We start from the raw sequence: 17,016 nt of genomic DNA, 5'->3' as shown, positions 1-17,016 counted from the left end.
GCTGAGCGCCGCAGGGGTGCAGGCCGTATGCCGAGTGCGGCGCCATCGTGGCCGGTCGCGCAGTTCCCCGCGCCCCTGACCAAGACCGGTCGTGCGGTGCCCGGCGCCCCTGGCCGAGCCGCAGTCTGCCTACGACCCCGCCAGCACCCCGGTGTAGATCACGGTCCCCGCGCACTCCCCCGGCACGGTGGCCGTGGCCGACGGGGAACCGCCCTCCGCGGTATGCGTGACCTGCACGCTGCCGTCCGCCGTGCCGCCCTCGGTCATCAGCTGGGGCATCGTACCCGCCGAGCCGCCGCCGTCGGCCGGACCGCCGGAGGCACTCGCGTCCTGGGTGGGTGACGGATCCGGCGAGGGCCCCGGGCCCGGGTCGCCGGTGGTGCTGTCGCCGCCGGTGGTGGGGCAGGTCTCCGAGGGCACGAAGGCGAACTTCTCCTCGTAGGCCGCGCCCGGCTGCAGGAGCAGCCCGGTGACCTCCAGCGAGGGGTCGGGCAGAGCGGTCGCCGCGTCCCCGGCCACATGCCGGGCGCTGCCGATCTTGGCCTGGTCGGCGGCGCCCACCGCGGTGGGGGTGATGGTGCCCGCACCGGCGACGGTGCAGGCGGCCGGGGAGGTGTTGACGACGCGGAACGTGCCGTAGACCACGCCCGCGGAGTCGGGTACGTCGACGGTGCCGGTGGCGGAGCCCAGCTGGGCCGCCGTACAGGTGGGTGCGCCGCCCGCGGTGAGGGTGGCGGACGGGTTGGCGCCGCCGGTCGAGCCGGTGGTGCCGCCGCCGGGCTTGCTCGTCCCACCGGGTGTGCCGGGCGTCCTGCCGGGCTGGGCGCTCGCGCCGCTGGTGCCCTTCCGGGGGCCCTTGTCGCCGCCGCCCTGGTCCTTGCTCTGCCCGGTGCCGCCCGTGGCCTGGGTGGACTGGCCGGCCATGGCGGGGGTGTAGTCGGTGCCGCTGGAGTGGGAGACGTGCACGAGCGCGGGGATCGCGGTGCCGATGAACAGGGCCGCGGCGGCCATACCGACGGCGGCCTGCCGCTTGCGGGCCCGTCGCGCGGGGACGGCCCGGCGCAGCCGGTCCAGCGAGCCGGCGCGCGGCTGGATGTCGTCGACGGCGGAGTGCAGCATCCGGCGCAGCGCCGGCTCGTCGGCACCGAGCCCGTCCGGATCCGCCCCGAGCCGGTCCGCTTCGGGCCGGTCCGCTTCGGGCCCGGTGGGACCGTGGCGGCGGCCCTCGGGGCCCTTCTCGTCGGGGCCGTGGTTCACAGTTCCGTTCCCAGCGTGCGATTGCGTGTGCTCTTGCGGTTCCCGCCTCGTCGGTTCGTGCCAGGCGAAGGGCTCGTGACGTTCGTGGGAGTGGCGTTCACCGGAATCGCTCCCTTCGGGCCGCTCGCTCATGCCGGTGCCTCCATGGCCACCCGCAGCGCGGCGATGCCCCGCGACCCGTACGCCTTCACCGAGCCCAGGGAGATCCCGAGCGTCTCGGCGACCTGGGCCTCGGTCATGTCCGCGAAGTAGCGCAGGACCAGGACCTCGCGCTGGCGGCGCTGCAGGCCCTTCATCGCCTTGATGAGGTCGCGGCGCTCCAGCTGGTCGTAGGCGCCCTCCTCCGCGCTCGCCATGTCCGGCATCGGCTTGGAGAGCAGTTTCAGGCCGAGGATGCGGCGGCGCAGGGTCGAGCGGGAGAGGTTGACGACGGTCTGGCGGAGGTACGCGAGGGTCTTCTCGGGGTCGCGGACGCGCTTGCGGGCCGAGTGCACGCGGATGAACGCCTCCTGGACGACGTCCTCGCAGGAGGCGGTGTCGTCGAGGAGCAGCGCGGCGAGGCCGAGCAGCGAGCGGTAGTGCGCCCGGTAGGTCTCGGTGAGGTGGTCGACGGTCGTACCGACGGCCTCGGCCGCCGCGGCCTCCTCGGCACCGTCACGCTGAGCGGGTATGCGGGCGGGCCGCGCTGCGGGCACGGGCGCGATCACCGGCATGCCGCCGGGCGTGCGGGGCCGGAGCGCCGCACGGGGCGGCCGGAGGGCCGCCGCGCCGCGGACCGCACTGAGTTCGAGTACCTCTGCCACGCCAGTTGGACACGCCCGCCCCCGCCAGGGTTGTACGTGCCGGGCGTCACATGTGCGACAACCGGCCGTGCCTCAAGTGCCGTCATGCGCCCCGCTCTTCCCTTATATCCGATATGGGTGGGTCCCCACACCCGACCCGATCACGGCGTCCCCACGCCCGAAAGGGTGACCGCAAAGACGCTCCCCGTCCGCCGCGAGGTTGCGGGGACGGGGAGGGAAATCCTCTGTTGCCCTGAGCAATGGTTTCAAGTGGTTCGGACCATGCTTCTGGCCACACTTCTTACACAGATCCTACAAAGCCGGTCTTGACGGCAGAGCCTGGGCCCGGTCGGCCCACTCGGCCGCGACCAGCTCCGCGATCTGCGCGGTGTTCAGCGCGGCCCCCTTGCGGAGGTTGTCGCCGCACACGAACAGTTCGAGCGCGGTCGGGTCGTCCAGGGCCCGCCGCAGCCGGCCCACCCAGGTCGGGTCGGTGCCCACCACGTCGGCCGGGGTGGGGAACTCACCGGCGGCCGGGTCGTCGCACAGCACCACACCGGGCGCGGTCGCGAGGATCTCCCGGGCCCGGTCGACCGTCACCTCGCCCTGGAAGCGGGCGTGCACGGTCAGCGAGTGGGTGGTGATCACCGGGACGCGCACGCAGGTCACGGCGACCGGCAGCCGCGGCAGCCCGAGGATCTTGCGGGCCTCGTCGCGGACCTTCATCTCCTCCGACGACCAGCCGTCCTCCCGCAGCGACCCGGCCCAGGGGACGACGTTCAGGGCGACCGGATCCGGGAACGGCCCGGTGTCCTCGCCGACCGCCCGCCGTACGTCGCCGGGCTTGGTCCCCAGCTCGGTCCCCGCCACCAGGGACAGCTGGGCGCGGAGTGTGTCCACGCCGGCCCGTCCGGCCCCGCTCACCGCCTGGTACGACGACACCACCAGCTCGCGCAGCCCGAACTCGGCGTGCAGCGCGCCCAGGGCGACGATCATCGTCAGGGTCGTGCAGTTGGGGTTGGCGACGATCCCGCGCGGCCGGGTCCGTACGGCGTGCGGATTGACCTCGGGGACGACGAGCGGCACCTCGGGGTCCAGCCGGAAGGCGGCGGAGTTGTCGACGACGACCGCACCGCGCGCGGCGGCGATCGGCGCCCACTCGGCGGCGACCTCGTCGGGGACGTCGAACATCGCGATGTCGACCCCGTCGAAGGCCTCCTCGCTCAGGGCCGTCACCTCGACCTCCGTGCCGCGCACGGCCAGCTTGCGGCCGGCCGAGCGCGGGGAGGCGATCAGGCGGATCTCACCCCAGATGTCCGCACGCTGGGACAGGATCTGGAGCATGACCGCGCCGACGGCTCCGGTCGCTCCCACGACCGCGAGCGTCGGCTTCCCGGTCGGCGCCATCAGCGCCCCGTGCCTCCGTAGACGACGGCCTCGTCGGTGTCGGAGTCGAGCCCGAAGGCGGTGTGCACGGCGCGTACGGCCTCCGGCACGTCGTCCTTGCGGGTGACGACCGAGATGCGGATCTCGGAGGTCGAGATCAGCTCGATGTTCACACCCGCGTCGCTCAGCGCCTCGAAGAAGGAGGCGGTGACACCCGGGTTGGTCTTCATGCCGGCGCCGACCAGGGAGATCTTGCCGATCTGGTCGTCGTAGCGCAGCGAGTCGAAGCCGATGCCGGAGCGGCTCTTCTCCAGCGCGTCGATGGCCTTGCGGCCCTCGGTCTTCGGCAGCGTGAAGGAGATGTCCGTCAGGCCGGTGGAGGCGGCGGACACGTTCTGCACGACCATGTCGATGTTGATCTCGGCATCGGCGATGGCCCGGAAGATCGCGGCGGCCTCGCCCGGCTTGTCCGGCACGCCGACGACCGTGATCTTGGCCTCGGAGGTGTCGTGCGCGACACCGGAGATGATGGCCTGCTCCACCTTCTTGTCCCCAATCGGCTCACTGCTGACCCAGGTGCCCTGCAGTCCGCTGAAGGACGACCGCACATGGATCGGGATGTTGTAGCGGCGGGCGTACTCCACACAGCGGTGGAGCAGCACCTTGGAGCCGGAGGCCGCGAGCTCCAGCATGTCCTCGAAGGAGATCCAGTCGATCTTCTTCGCCTTCTTCACCACGCGCGGGTCGGCGGTGAACACGCCGTCGACGTCGGTGTAGATCTCGCAGACCTCGGCGTCGAGCGCGGCCGCGAGCGCCACGGCGGTGGTGTCGGACCCACCGCGCCCCAGCGTGGTGATGTCCTTCTTGTCCTGGCTGACGCCCTGGAAGCCGGCGACGATCGCGATGTTGCCCTTGTCCAGCGAGTCGCGGATCCGGCCCGGCGTGACGTCGATGATCCGTGCTTTGTTGTGGACCGAGTCGGTGATGACGCCTGCCTGGCTGCCGGTGAAGGACTGGGCCTCGTGGCCCAGGTTTTTGATCGCCATCGCCAGCAGGGCCATGGAGATCCGCTCTCCGGCGGTCAGCAGCATGTCGAATTCACGCCCGGCAGGCATCGGGGAAACCTGCTCGGCGAGATCGATCAGCTCGTCCGTCGTGTCGCCCATCGCGGAAACGACGACGACAACCTGGTTGCCGTTCTTCTTCGCTTCCACGATCCGCTTGGCGACGCGCTTGATGCCCTCGGCATCGGCTACGGAGGAGCCTCCGTACTTCTGCACGACAAGGCCCACGTGCGCTCCTCGCTCGGTTCGTTTGTGTCGGCTCAGTCTAACGAGCGCCCGAATTCCCCCGCCCTGCTCCCGCATGGTGAGACGTCGGCCGCTGTGTTCCGGAGGGGCTCTTGCCCACCGCATGGCGGACCACGCAGAAAGTGCCCCGGGTCACAGGGAGCACCGCTAGCGTTTCCGCAGATGAGGGGGGCATGACATGACGGACGTACTGCTCGCCGGGATCGTCCTGCTCGGCGGCTGCGTGCAGTGGCTGACCGGCATGGGCTTCGCCCTGGTCGCCGTACCGGCGCTGGTGCTGCTGCTCGGCCCCGCCGACGGGGTGGTGCTCGCCAACTGCGCCGCCGGGGCCATCAGCGTCGTGGGCCTCGCGGGCGGCTGGCGGCGCGTCCGGCCGGCGGCGATGGTGCCGCTGTGCCTGGCCGCGGCCTGCACGGTCCCGGCGGGCGCCTGGATGACCCGCCAGCTCCCGCGCCCGGTCCTGCTGCTGGTGATGGGCGGCCTGGTGACGGCGGCCGTCCTGCTGGTGATGCGCGGCACCCGGGTGGCGGCCCTGCGGGGCGGCAAGGGAGCGGTGACGGCCGGCGCCCTGGGCGGCTTCATGAACGCGGCGGCGGGCGTGGGCGGCCCACCGGTGTCCCTCTACGCCCTCAACGCGGGCTGGACGGTGCGGGAGTTCGTCCCCAACGCCCAGGTCTACGGCGTCGCCGTCAACGCGTTCTCGGTCGCCGCGAACGGCACGCCCAGCCTGACCGGCCCGCAGTGGGCGGCCGTCTGCGTCGCGCTGACGACCGGCGCGGTGATCGGCCACGCCGTCGCCGGCCGCATCCCCGAACGCCGGGCCCGCCACCTGGTCCTCCTGCTGTCCCTGGCGGGCGGCGCGACGGCGATGACGAAGGGGCTGTGGGGGATGCGGGCGGGCTGACCCCGCTCCGGCCACGCCCGCACCGCCCGGGGCCGATCCATTTGCCGCGAAACCGAAGGAATCCGCATGGTTTCGCCGCGCCGGGAATCGGGCTGGAGGGCCTGTTCGTGAATTCGCGGTTCACCTCTGTATGAGAGAGCGGCGCCAACACGGGTTGCGGTCAGATCATGTGGCACCCGTCACAGGCTCAACTGACGGGAAATTTGCGGTAGTCGAGGAACCCGTCCGCGACTTCCCCCGTCTTGGAGGTCGCCTGCAGCTGTGGTTGCGAACGTCGTCCCCGGGGCGGTCGCGGACACCGCCGGCATCTCCATGCAAGCTGCGTTCTGACTGTTCAGGAGTGTTCTCATGCAGGCAGAGAAGCCTGCCCCCCACCCCCACAAGGTGCGACGCCGGCGCGCGGACATGCCGCTGCTCGGTGGTGTCCGCCCACCCATAGCCCTGTTACCGAGCCTCTTGGCGGCCGTTTGCGCCCTGACCATATTTACTGTCGGGAATTCCCAGGACCATGGCGTGTCCCGCGCCGTCTCCGAGTCCCAGAGGGATATCGCGACCGATTCCGCGCTTTCTCTGGGTGCGTCCCTGGAACAGAGCGCACAGGATCTGCACGATGCCGTCGGGCTGCTCGGCGGTGGCAGCCGGAAAAGCCCTGACGCGATCCTGACGTCCCTGACGAACGTCTACTCCAAGTGGCGCGGGCTCGCCGTCGTGGACACCGGCTCGGGCCGGCTGCTCGCCGCCCGCGGAGAGGCCGTGCCGCTCGACGGACTCACCGCGGCCGGCCGTGGCAGCGGTGGACTGCGGCCCCGGCTCGTCGCCGGTCGTTCCGGCGCTCCCCGGCTGCTGTCCTTCGCCTCTCTCGACGGAGCCGCGGGCAGGAGCCGGCTGGTCGTCTCGTCCGCGACACTGCGCCTGCCGAGCGAGCAGGACGCCCGCTCCACCTTCGTCACCGACAGCGGCGGCCACATCATCGCCGCCGTCGGCAAGAACGTCACCCATGCCGCCCTGCGTACGGCGGTCGAGGACGGAAAGGTCGACCTGCGCCGCGCGGGCCGGGGCTATCTCGTCATCGGACGCGCGGCCGTGCCCGACGGCGACCGCGTCCACGGGCTCGGGCTCTCCGTGGCCACGGCGGTTCCGGTACCGGCCGGGACCGCCGCGCACGGCAACAGCCTCATCGGCCCCGTGGCAGCGGGCGTGCTGCTCGCGACAGGCCTCCTCGTCACCTGGCTGCTGGTCCGCCATGTGCAGCGCCCGCTGCTCCGGCTGCACCAGGAAGCACGCCGCCTCGCAGGCGGGGACATCAAGCGTCCGGTGTCGGTGCCCGGGTGGGGGGAAGCCGCACGGATCGGCCGGTCGCTGGAGTCGCTGCGCCGCCAGCTCTCCGGGGAGAGCGATGCCTCCGGTCCGGCCCCCGCGCCGTCCCGCCGCGCCGGTCTGCGCATCGTCGTCCTGTGCTGCGGCGCCCTCGTCACGGCCTGGGCCGTGGCGCTGCCCCTGCTCAGCCTCGCCGACGGGCCGCAGGCGCCGGCGCAGGCCGCGCAGGACCAGCGGCACCGCGCCCAGGCCGCCGCCGACCGCGTCCGGCGCACCCTCGACGAGAACGTCGCCGACCTCTCCGCGATCGCCCAGCTCGCCGACGACAGCCGCGGCGGCGTCTCCGCCGTACTCCACGAGCAGCTGCTCCGGCACGGAGCCTGGCGCTCCCTCTACCTCGTGGATGCGGGCGGCCACGTCGTCGCACGCTCCGGCGAGGCCCCGTACGGCATCGACCGCGCCGCCGCCGCCAGGTCCGTGAAGCCGGGTGCACCCGCCGTGCTCCAGCTCAACGCCTCCGGCACGACGCCGGTCTCGGCGGCCGTGGTGCCCGTGGGCGACGGCAGGCGCAAGCTCTTCGCCGAACTGCGGCCGGACACCTTCAACGGCGTCCTGAACCGCCCCGGCCTCGGCCGGTCGTGGCTGGTCGACGCACGGGGCAGGATCATCGCTGCCAACGGGGGCTTCATCGCCTTCAGCACACCGCCGGGCCATGGCCGCACCACCCTCGCCGCCGACGCCGACGTGAGCGGGACACCGGCCGTCGCGGGCCTGCACTGGCGGATCGTCACCCACAAGCCGCTGTCCTGGACGCGCCTCGCCGCGTACGAGACGGAACGGCACGCCGAGCTGGCCGGGCTGCTCGCCTTCACGGCGATGCTGCTCTGTCTGGGCTGGCTGGAGCTGGCCGTCCTGCGTCCGCTGCGCGCCCTCGACCGCTCGGCGGCGGCACTCGCCTCGGGCGACCGGACCAGTGTGATCTACCCGGTCCACCACGACGAGGTGGGCTCCGTGGCCCGCAGCCTCGAACTCGTCCGGCAGCGGCTGGTCGCGGCGGGACGCCGACGGCGCGACCACGCCCCCGCCAGCGAGCGGCGGCCCCAGCCCCAGAGCACCTGAGCCACTCCCGTCCCAGAGCACCTGAGCCGCCGCTCTCCTCAAGAGCCCGCCCCGAGAAGCAAGGTCATGCTCTTCCTCTACAGCGTCCTTCTCATCAGTTCCCTGGGCCTCCTGGTCGCCGGCATGGTCGAACAGCGCAGGCACTACGACAACCTCGCCGCGATACCCCAGCGGGTGCTGGTCAACGGCATCCGCGGCAAGTCCTCCATCACCCGGCTGTGCGCGGGCGCGCTGCGCGGCGGCGACCTGGTCACCGTCGCCAAGACCACCGGCACCGCGGCCCGCTTCATCCACCCGGACGCCACCGAGGAGCCGGTCTACCGCAAGTTCGGCATCGCCAACGTGGTCGAGCAGATCGGCATCGTGCGGCGGGCCGCCGCGTACCAGCCGGACGCGCTGGTCATCGAGTGCATGGCCGTCATGCCGGCCCTGCAGGAGATCAACCAGTCCAAGCTGATCCGCTCCACCATCGGCGTGCTGTGCAACGTCCGCGAGGACCACCTCGCCGAGATGGGCCCCACCCTGGACGACGTGGCGCGCTCGCTGTGCCGCTCGATGCCCGAGGACGGCATCTGCGTCACCGCCGAGAAGGATCGTTTCCCCATCCTCCAGGAGGAGGCGGACGCCCGTAACTGCAAGCTGGTCTACGCCGACCCGGAGACCGTCACCGACGAGGAGCTGCGCGGCTTCAGCTGGTTCACCTTCAAGGAGAACGTCGCCATCGCCCTCACGGTGGCCGAACTCCTCGGCGTGGACCGCGAGACGGCCCTGCAGGGCATGTACGACGCCCCGCCGGACCCCGGTGTCCTCTCCGTCGAGAAGTACCGCACGCCCCAGGGCGGCACGCTCGCCTTCGCCAACGTGTTCGCGGCCAACGACCCCGAGTCGACGCTGATGAACGTCAACCAGCTCCTCGGCCTCGGGGCGATCCACCGCCCCCTGCACGTGGTCATCAACTGCCGTCCCGACCGCGTCGAACGCAACGGCCAGATGGGCCAGATCATCCCCGAGCTGGCCCCCGACACGGTCTTCCTGATCGGCCATCCCACCAAGAGCGCCCGAGAGGGCATCCCCGGCGGCTGGGGCGGACGGATCGTCGACCTCGGCGGCGACGACCGCGACCCCGACGGCCTCACCGCCGACCTGCTCGCCGACCTGGACGGCGACGCGTCCCTCGTCGCCATCGGCAACATCCACGGCCAGGGCGAGCTGCTGCTGGAACGTCTCGCCCACCTCCCCTCCGCCGACACCGGGTCGGCCGCCCCCGGCATGTCCCGCTTTCCCGCCCAGCGCACCGGAGACAACGACCAGTGACCCCCGTCCACCTCAGCCCGGACATGGCCGCGATCGGTATCACCCTCGGGCTCCTCTTCTCCCTGATCTGCTACCTCACCACCAACCTCTCCCCCGGGGGCATGATCACCCCCGGCTGGCTGGCGCTGATCCTCGTCGGGAACTGGCGGCTGTTCCTCATGGTGATCGGGGTGACCGTCCTGACGTACGGCTGCACGCGTCTGGTGCAGGGCGTCGTGATCCTCTACGGCAAGCGGCTGTTCGCGGCGGTGGTGCTGTGCGGGGTGCTGATCCAGGCGACGTGCTTCCTGCTCCTCCAGTACAAGTTCCCGTACCTCTTCGGCCACCAGACCCTCGGCTACATCGTGCCGGGCCTCGTCGCCTACCAGCTGGTCCGCCAGCCGCCCCGCGCCACCCTCGTGGCCACGTCCACGGTCACCCTCGGCGCGTACGTCGTCCTCACCACGGGCGTCCTGCTGGGCGCACTGCCCGGCCTGTAGGCCGGTACGCCACCCGCCACGTGACCGGCACGTCCCCAGACGAAAGGGAATCCCCACCCGCCATGGCCGCCGCCCCCGCCGCTCCCCCCGCCCGACGCAAGCGGAACCAACGGCTCTCCCTCGCCCTTCTCGCAGCCGTGGTCCTCGCCGCCGGCGTGGTCACCCACCAGCTGCGCACCGCCGGCGGCCCGGCCGCCGCCCGCACGGTCGAATCCGGCCAGGACCGGCTGCCCCCCGCCCGCGCCCGGGGCCTCCATTACGACCGCCTCGCCGACCCCGCCCGCACCGTCGTCCGGGACGGCTCCGGCGCCGTGGTCGCCACTCTCACGGACGGGGCCCGCACCGCCGTCCTCACCGGGCCCGGCCGCACCTTCACCGAGCCGCGGACCACCACGTCACAGGTGATCACGGACAGTTGGGTGCGCCTGATGCCGCGCCCGTGGGCGGCCGGCCAGGAACGGTCGAAGTGGTTCGCCGACTGGCTGCGCGCCCACCGCGGCAGCACGAAGCCGGACGTCCTCGCCGCGGCCCTGCAGTACCGGGCGGGAGAGAAACCCCTCAAGGACGCGAAGGGCGTCCGGTACGCGGGAGCGGCGACGTACGGCACGGCCGGTGACGACAACGCGGGGACCACCCGCGCCAGCTCCGACTTCTACCAGTATCTGGGCATCCCCTGGACCTTCCCCGACGGCCGCACGGTGCACCCCGACAAGGCGCGCTACGGCACCGTGGGCCCGTCGGGTTTTGTACGGCTCGTCTACGGCTACCGGGAGGGCTACCCGCTGCTCGGCCGGGACGACAAGGGCCCGGGCCTCCCCCGCACCGCCGACGCGATGGCCACACAGGGCCCCGGCGTCCCGGTGCTCCGAGGCACGGGCACCCCCGCGGCGCTGAGCAGGCTCCAGCCGGGCGACCTCGTCTTCTTCGCCACCGCCGGCCGTCAGGACCACCGCCTCGACCAGGTCGGCATCTATCTCGGCCTGGACGACGACGGCCACCCTCGCTTCGTCTCCAGCCGCGCATCGGCAGGCGGCCCCACCTTCGGCGACCACGGCGGCTCGGCCCGCCTGGACGGCAACGGCCTCTACGCGAAGGGACTGCGGGCGGCCAAGAGGCTCTGAGACGGCATCTACCGAGGAGGACGCGGCACTTCGGCGATGAACGCCGACCATGCGGGGGCGGGGATGTGGAGTTCGGGGCCGGTGGGGTTCTTGGAGTCGCGGACGTGGATGGCGGTGGCGAACGCGACTTCGACGCAGTCGGCGCCTTCGTCATCGCTGTAGCTCGACTTGAACCACGCCAGCTGATCACTCATGACGATCCACCATCCGTTCGATGAAACGGGCCGACTCTGCCGGGCTGAGGGCCTCCGTGCGAACCATGCTAAGCCGCTCGGTCACAGAGCTGACGACTTCGGGATCGGCCGACAGCTGACTCCCCAACTGTCCTTCGGTGTAAGCAAATCGCTCGTGGTCGCGGGTCTCCAACAGCACCATAGGCCCCAGTAGAGCTGCTGAGATGGCCCGCTCGAAGGGGAGCACCTGGATCACGACGTTCCGGAGCCGGGATACCTCCAGCAGGTGGCACAACTGTTCCGCGTCCACCAGGGGACTGCGCAGGGCAGCCTCGTAGACGACAAAGCTCAGGGCAATCGGTGGCTTCCGTTCGATGAGGATCACCTGCCGCTCCATGCGACCGGAGATCCGCTCCTTCACCATCTCCTCATCCAAGGGCGGGTAGCGGTTCTCGATCAGAGTCCGCGTGTACCGCTTCGTCTGCAACAGCCCGGGGATGTACAGAGCGTCGTACGACCAGCGGCTGATCGCTTCCTTCTCCCGCTCCAAGAACTCATGGGCCCTCGGCGGGAACTTCTCCCTGCTCAAGTAGTCCTTCGCCGCGCTCAGCAACCCCTCCGCCCGGCACAACTCATCGGCCACGTCCAGGACTCGGGGCGTCGGCATCCGCACCCCCTGCTCCATCGCCTTGATGGTGTCCGGGGAGTAGTTCGACGCGGCGGCCAACTCCTCGCGAGAGACGTTCGCCTTCGTGCGCCAGCGTTTCATCTGGTTGCCGCTGAAGCGCCACATGGGCGGCGACTGGGACACCGCATGCACCTCCGACCGGTACACCCCGCCGTGTATCACCTGGGTCACTACCGAGGGTAGCCGCCGACACGGCAGCGTGTGACCATGACCAACGGAATTCACCGGCCCGCCTGGGTCCCCGTCAGCGGGCACCGACTCCGCGTCGCCGGCGTGCACTTCGACGCCGTGCGGATCGAGGGGAGGTGGGGCGAGGCCGTCGCCGACTGGCTGATCGAGCGCGGGGACGGGGACGCGGGGCCCATCGTGTGTGCGGGCGGCAGCGGGGCGCGGTGGGTGTACTTCCTGCTGGCGCCCGGCGTCGTACACCGCCACCACTGGCCGCTCGGCGTGCAGTACTTCGGGCGGCGGGCGGACCGGAGCGTCACGTACGTCGGCGTACCGGCGCTGGAGGGCGAGACCTGGCCGCTGCGCTGGTACAGCGAGCCCACGCCGACCGCGCCGTACGTCGACGCGGAGGCGCTGCTCGCGGCTACTTCCCCGGACGGATCCCCAGCGGTGCGCCGATCTCCTCGGCCATGACCCGGCCCGCCTCGAACTCCAGGGTCTCGTCGCCCATGGGGGGCTGGTCGGTGTCCAGGCCGTCCAGCTCCTCCAGGGGCTGGTTGAGGCGGACGTGGATCAGGACGGACTGGAGTGCGCGCAGCACGGCGGAGGCCGTGGCGCCCCAGTTGGAGAAGTAGGAGAACTGCCACCACCACAGGGCCTCCGTGGTGCGGCCCGCGCGGTAGTGGGCCATGCCGTGGCGGAGGTCGGTGATGACGTCGGCGAGGTCGTCGGAGATACGGGCCGGGACCGGCGCCTTGCGGGGCTCGTACGGGTCGAAGACCTCGGAGTAGACGTCGACTGGCTCAAGGAGACGGGCGAGGTTCTCGCGCAGTCCGTCCACGTCGGCGTCCGGGCCCGTGTCCGGCTCGTAGCGCTCCTCGGGGACGATGTCCTCGTGGGCGCCCAGCCGGCCGCCGGCCAGCAGGAGCTGGGAGACCTCCAGGAGCAGGAAGGGCACGGTCGAGCCGGGCTCGTCGCCCTTCGCCACCTCGGTGACGGCCACCAGGAAGCTCTCGACCTGGTCCGCGATCTGGACCACGAAGTCGTCCGGGTTCTGCGTCGAGTCGTGCAGTGTGGCGTCAGACATCTAGGAGTCGTCTCCCCTCGAAGGCGCGGCCGAGGGTGACCTCGTCCGCGTATTCCAGGTCGCCACCCACCGGGAGGCCGCTGGCCAGGCGGGTGACCTTCAGGCCCATAGGTTTGATCATGCGGGCGAGATAGGTGGCCGTCGCCTCGCCCTCCAGGTTGGGGTCCGTCGCCAGGATCAGCTCCGTGACCGTCCCGTCGGCCAACCGCGCGAGAAGTTCTCGTATACGCAGGTCGTCGGGGCCCACACCCTCGATCGGGCTGATGGCGCCGCCCAGGACGTGGTACCGGCCGCGGAACTCCCTGGTCCGCTCGATGGCCACGACGTCCTTCGGTTCCTCCACCACGCAGATGACCGACGGGTCGCGGCGCGCGTCACGGCAGATGCCGCACAGCTCCTCCTGCGCCACATTGCCGCAGGTCGCGCAGAAGCGGACCCTCGCCTTGACCTCCAGGAGCGCCTGCGCGAGCCGCTTCACGTCCGTCGGCTCGGCCTGCAGGATGTGGAAGGCGATCCGCTGCGCGCTCTTGGGACCGACGCCGGGCAGCCGCCCCAGCTCGTCGATGAGGTCCTGGACAACGCCTTCGTACAACGGACTGACCTTCCTGGAGACCTTTCGGTACGTACGCTAGTTGCCCCGGGCTCAGAACGGCAGACCGGGGATGCCCGTGCCGCCGCCGAGGCCCTGGGCGAGCGGGCCGAGCTTCTGCTGCTGGAGCGTCTGCGCGTTCTCGTTGGCCGCCTGGACGGCCGCCACGATCAGGTCGGCGAGGGTCTCGGTGTCCTCGGGGTCGACCGCCTTCGGGTCGATCTTCAGTGCGCGCAGCTCGCCGGCGCCGGTCACGGTGGCCCTCACCAGACCGCCGCCCGCCTGCCCGTCGACCTCCGTGTTCGCCAGTTCCTCCTGCGCCCGCTGCAGATCCTGCTGCATCTTCTGGGCCTGCTGGAGCAACTGCTGCATGTTGGGCTGGCCACCACCGGGGATCACGATCAGCTCCTCTACGTTCTTCTCCTTGAGCATGAGCCTACGTGGTCCACGTCCCCGTCGCCCCGCCACTCTTTCGAGTGAGAACAACGGCAGCCCTATACCTGATCAAGGCCCTCTTCCGAGCGGAAAAGCCGGGAAAGCTCCCTCTTCGCCACCCATTGGGCGGTAGGAAAGGTGCCGCGCGTCGGCATGGAATCGGCATGGTATGTCACGCTACGTGACCGGTCGTGATCAGTGATCAGTAGGGAGTGCCGGGTGGGTCAGCCGGAGATGCAGCCCGAGGGTCCCCCACAGGACGGGCGGGGCGAGGGTGCGGCCGGGCTGCGGCCGGGCGATCTGAGCGGGCGGGCCCTTCCGCTCGGGGACTGGGGGGAGCCCGCCGAGCGGCTCGACGAGCTCTACCGGTGGGTGGAGCGCGGGGCCCTGGAGACGGCGTCCTGGTATCTGCGCGACCGGGTGGGGAAGCGGCGCACCGCCCGGGTGCTGCGGTCGGGCACGGCGGCGGGCGCGGTGACCGGTGCCGCGCTGCCCCTGCTGGATCTGGCGGGAGCGGCCGACGGGGTGGCGCCCTGGGGCTGTGTGGCGCTGCTGCTGGCGGCCGCCTGCGTCGGCGTCGACCGGTACTTCGGTGTGACGTCCGGCTGGATGCGGGACGTGGCCACCGCGCAGGCGGTGCAGCGGCGGCTGCAGGCGCTGCAGTTCGACTGGGCCTCCGAGAGCATCCGGGAGGTGCTGGGGCCGGCGGAGGGCACGGCCGGGGAGGCCGCCGAGCGGTGCCTGGGAGTGCTGCGGCGGTTCACCGAGGACGTCACGGAGCTGGTGCGCACGGAGACGACCGACTGGATGGTGGAGTTCCGCACGGGGGCCGCACCGCTGGCCATCCAGACGGCGGTGGCGTACGTGCCGCGCCAGGAGGCGGGGAACCCCGGCGGCCGCTTCCCCCTGCCGCCGGCCAACGGCTCCCGCCCGAACATGCCGAGGCAGCGGCCGCCCGAGCCGCGCTGATCACTGCTTGATGTACGTCAGGCTCTCCCCGCCGTCCGCCTTCGCCCGCTTCAGGCCGCCGTTCGGCAGCAGGGTGACCTCGGTGGGCTCGCCCGGGGTGCAGGAGGAGGCGGGTTCGCCGCTGGTGACGGTGGACGGCCCGATCTCCAGCGGCCCGTTGCCGCTGGGCGGTTGGGCGAGCGTGGCCTCGAAGACGCAGTGGTACGTCCCACCGCCCTCCGTCGGGCCGTCCGCCACCAGCGTCAGGACGCTGTCGCCCACCTTGCCCTGCCGGATGGTCAGCCGGCGGGTGTTGGTCCCGTTGGCGTTGTCGATCGTCGCCCCCCAGGTGCCCAGGTAGGCCTCCGGGATCGCCCCGTCCGAGGGGGCGGAGGCGGAGGCGGGGCCGGACGGCGTCGACGCGGCCGGGCGGGGCGCCCCGGAGCCCGTGGCGGGCGCGGGACCGGCCGTGCCGCCCCGCTTGGCGTGCCCACCGCCACCGTTCATCAGCGCGTACACCGAGCCGCCCGCGGCCAGCGCCACCACCAGCGCGATCACGACGAGCAGCGCGGTCGACCGCCCACTGCGCCGCTCCGGCTCCTGCGTCCCGCCGGCCGCCGACGGCCCGTACGGCGGCGTGGACCCGGGGCCGCCGCCGTACGGGGGGTACGACTGCGGCGGGTACCCGTAGGCGCCGCCGGACTGGGGATACGACTGCGGATACGGCTGCGCGGCCGGCTGGGGGTGCTGCTGGGCATACCCGTACCCGAAGCCGGGAGGCGCCGGAGGCACCGGCGGCGGAGCCTGCCCCGACACGACGGTGGGCACCTGATGCACGCCGGCGCCCGGCCCGGCGTCGGAAACGGCGGCATGCTCCGGCGACGACGCGCCGGTACCGCTGTCCGCGACAGCGCCCCCAGCGCCCGGAGGCGCCCCCGCCGGCCCGCCCTCCGGATTCTCGACCTCCAGCAACTGCACGGCGTGCCGCCCGAGTTGGGCGACCAGCGCGCCCGGCAGCCAGGGATCCCGGGACCGCCCGCCGGTCACGGTGTCCTCCGCTCCCGTCCGCTCCAGCAGCGCGTCCAGCGACGGCCGGGCCCCGGGATCCTTGCGCAGGCACTCCCGCACCAGGTCGGCGATCCCCTCCGGCACCCCCGCCAGATCCGGCTCCTCCTGAGCGATCCGGAACATCATGGCGTGCACCCCGCTGCCGGCGGTCCCGAACGGCATCGCGCCGGTCGCCGCGTACGCGAGCACGGACCCGAGGCAGAAGACGTCGCACGCCGGCGTGATCCGGTCCCCCCGCACCTGCTCGGGCGCCATGAACCCGGGCGACCCGACCAGCGACCCGGTCCGCGTCAGCTCCTCACCGCCCAGCGAGGTCGTCTCCAGCGCCCGCGCGATCCCGAAGTCGATGACACGCGGCCCGTCGATCGTCACCAGCACGTTCGACGGCTTCAGGTCCCGGTGCACGATCCCCACCGCGTGGATGTCCTTCAACGCGTGCGCGAGCCCGGCCGCCAGGATCCGCACGGACCGCTCCGGCAGTGCCCCGTGATCCCGCCCGACGACCTGCTGCAGACTCGGCCCGGCGACGTACCCGGTGGCCACCCACGGCACCGCCGCCTCGGTGTCGGCGTCCAGCACGGGCGCGGTCCAGTGCCCGCCGACCCGCTGGGCGGCCTGCACCTCCTGACGGAACCGCGCCCGGAACTCCTCCTGCGCGGCCAGTTCCTCGCGGACCAGTTTCACGGCGACGGTACGACCCCGGTCCGACCGGGCCAGGTACACCTGCCCCATGCCGCCCGCGCCCAGCCGCGCCAGCAGCCGGTAGCCGCCGATGTGCTGCGGATCCCCCGCCGCCAGCTTCTCCATGCCCGCCCCTCCCCCATCAGCCCGGTGCGCACCACGCGTACGTGTGCGACGTGCCGAGAATAAT

At 72.1% G+C, this 17,016-nt stretch carries 17 protein-coding genes; 7 read left to right on the top strand and 10 right to left on the bottom strand.

The annotated features are described in order from the left end of the window. Positions 1-129: 129 nt before the first annotated feature. The 4 genes from ABT171_RS15355 to ABT171_RS15340 form a co-directional block, all read right to left on the bottom strand. A complete protein-coding gene (locus tag ABT171_RS15355) occupies positions 130-1,257 on the bottom strand; it encodes a hypothetical protein (protein WP_351243760.1) in 1,128 nt (375 codons plus the stop codon). A gap of 128 nt (positions 1,258-1,385) precedes the next feature. After that, positions 1,386-2,060: a SigE family RNA polymerase sigma factor gene (locus tag ABT171_RS15350; protein ID WP_351243758.1), complete on the bottom strand. Its 675-nt coding sequence runs from the start codon at positions 2,058-2,060 to the stop codon at positions 1,386-1,388. A 291-nt stretch (positions 2,061-2,351) separates the two neighbouring features. Beyond that, positions 2,352-3,446 carry an aspartate-semialdehyde dehydrogenase gene (locus ABT171_RS15345; protein WP_351243756.1) on the bottom strand — a complete coding sequence of 365 codons (1,095 nt, stop codon included), beginning with the start codon at positions 3,444-3,446 and terminating at the stop codon, positions 2,352-2,354. Next, positions 3,446-4,717 carry an aspartate kinase gene (locus ABT171_RS15340; protein WP_351243754.1) on the bottom strand — a complete coding sequence of 424 codons (1,272 nt, stop codon included), beginning with the start codon at positions 4,715-4,717 and terminating at the stop codon, positions 3,446-3,448. Before ABT171_RS15340 ends, ABT171_RS15345 begins: the two co-directional genes overlap by 1 nt. Positions 4,718-4,913: 196 nt before the next feature. On the opposite strand from ABT171_RS15340, the gene ABT171_RS15335 reads away from it, so the two are divergent. The 5 genes from ABT171_RS15335 to ABT171_RS15315 all read left to right on the top strand — a co-directional run bounded on the left by ABT171_RS15335 (position 4,914) and on the right by ABT171_RS15315 (position 10,989). Further along, positions 4,914-5,639, top strand: coding sequence for a sulfite exporter TauE/SafE family protein (locus ABT171_RS15335; protein WP_351243753.1), 726 nt, complete (start codon positions 4,914-4,916; stop codon positions 5,637-5,639). Positions 5,640-6,152: 513 nt separating this feature from the next. After that, positions 6,153-8,075: a HAMP domain-containing protein gene (locus ABT171_RS15330; protein WP_351243751.1), complete on the top strand. Its 1,923-nt coding sequence runs from the start codon at positions 6,153-6,155 to the stop codon at positions 8,073-8,075. Between the two features lie 66 nt (positions 8,076-8,141). Then, entirely contained in the window at positions 8,142-9,389 is a 1,248-nt protein-coding gene (gene pgsB / locus ABT171_RS15325; RefSeq protein ID WP_351243749.1) for a poly-gamma-glutamate synthase PgsB, read from the top strand. Next, positions 9,386-9,868, top strand: a complete 483-nt coding sequence (locus tag ABT171_RS15320) for a poly-gamma-glutamate biosynthesis protein PgsC/CapC (RefSeq protein WP_351243747.1) — start codon at positions 9,386-9,388, stop codon at positions 9,866-9,868. Before pgsB ends, ABT171_RS15320 begins: the two co-directional genes overlap by 4 nt. Before the next feature lie 62 nt (positions 9,869-9,930). Then, positions 9,931-10,989 (top strand): NlpC/P60 family protein, encoded by a 1,059-nt coding sequence (locus tag ABT171_RS15315; protein WP_351243745.1) that lies wholly within the window; start codon positions 9,931-9,933, stop codon positions 10,987-10,989. An 8-nt stretch (positions 10,990-10,997) separates the two neighbouring features. Here the strand turns inward: ABT171_RS15315 and ABT171_RS15310 are convergent, their stop codons facing one another. Together ABT171_RS15310 and ABT171_RS15305 are read right to left on the bottom strand one after the other, a co-directional pair. Continuing rightward, on the bottom strand, positions 10,998-11,183 hold the full coding sequence (locus ABT171_RS15310) for a DUF397 domain-containing protein (protein ID WP_351243743.1): 186 nt from the start codon (positions 11,181-11,183) through the stop codon (positions 10,998-11,000). Continuing rightward, positions 11,176-12,021, bottom strand: coding sequence for a helix-turn-helix domain-containing protein (locus tag ABT171_RS15305; protein ID WP_351243741.1), 846 nt, complete (start codon positions 12,019-12,021; stop codon positions 11,176-11,178). Before ABT171_RS15305 ends, ABT171_RS15310 begins: the two co-directional genes overlap by 8 nt. A 36-nt stretch (positions 12,022-12,057) precedes the next feature. Here ABT171_RS15305 and ABT171_RS15300 point away from each other — a divergent pair, with 36 nt between their 5' ends. After that, positions 12,058-12,492 (top strand): hypothetical protein, encoded by a 435-nt coding sequence (locus ABT171_RS15300; RefSeq protein ID WP_503075322.1) that lies wholly within the window; start codon positions 12,058-12,060, stop codon positions 12,490-12,492. Here ABT171_RS15300 and ABT171_RS15295 read toward each other — a convergent pair. The 3 genes from ABT171_RS15295 to ABT171_RS15285 are packed head-to-tail and all read right to left on the bottom strand — an operon-like array spanning position 12,443 to position 14,093. Then, on the bottom strand, positions 12,443-13,105 hold the full coding sequence (locus tag ABT171_RS15295; protein ID WP_351243737.1) for a DUF5063 domain-containing protein: 663 nt from the start codon (positions 13,103-13,105) through the stop codon (positions 12,443-12,445). The two genes, ABT171_RS15300 and ABT171_RS15295, sit on opposite strands and share 50 nt — an antisense overlap. Beyond that, positions 13,098-13,697, bottom strand: a complete 600-nt coding sequence (recR, locus tag ABT171_RS15290) for a recombination mediator RecR (protein WP_351243735.1) — start codon at positions 13,695-13,697, stop codon at positions 13,098-13,100. Before recR ends, ABT171_RS15295 begins: the two co-directional genes overlap by 8 nt. A gap of 51 nt (positions 13,698-13,748) precedes the next feature. Then, complete coding sequence (locus tag ABT171_RS15285) at positions 13,749-14,093, bottom strand: YbaB/EbfC family nucleoid-associated protein (RefSeq protein ID WP_055705749.1); 345 nt, start codon at positions 14,091-14,093, stop codon at positions 13,749-13,751. 255 nt (positions 14,094-14,348) lie between these two features. On the opposite strand from ABT171_RS15285, the gene ABT171_RS15280 reads away from it, so the two are divergent. After that, on the top strand, positions 14,349-15,098 hold the full coding sequence (locus ABT171_RS15280; RefSeq protein WP_351243733.1) for an SLATT domain-containing protein: 750 nt from the start codon (positions 14,349-14,351) through the stop codon (positions 15,096-15,098). On the opposite strand, the gene ABT171_RS15275 is transcribed toward ABT171_RS15280, so the two are convergent. Beyond that, positions 15,099-16,952: a protein kinase domain-containing protein gene (locus tag ABT171_RS15275; protein ID WP_351243731.1), complete on the bottom strand. Its 1,854-nt coding sequence runs from the start codon at positions 16,950-16,952 to the stop codon at positions 15,099-15,101. Between the last annotated feature and the right edge of the window lie 64 nt (positions 16,953-17,016).

This window comes from Streptomyces sp. NPDC001851 (assembly GCF_040297165.1).
Lineage (GTDB): Bacteria > Actinomycetota > Actinomycetes > Streptomycetales > Streptomycetaceae > Streptomyces.
This window is presented reverse-complemented; position numbering and strand designations above follow the sequence as displayed.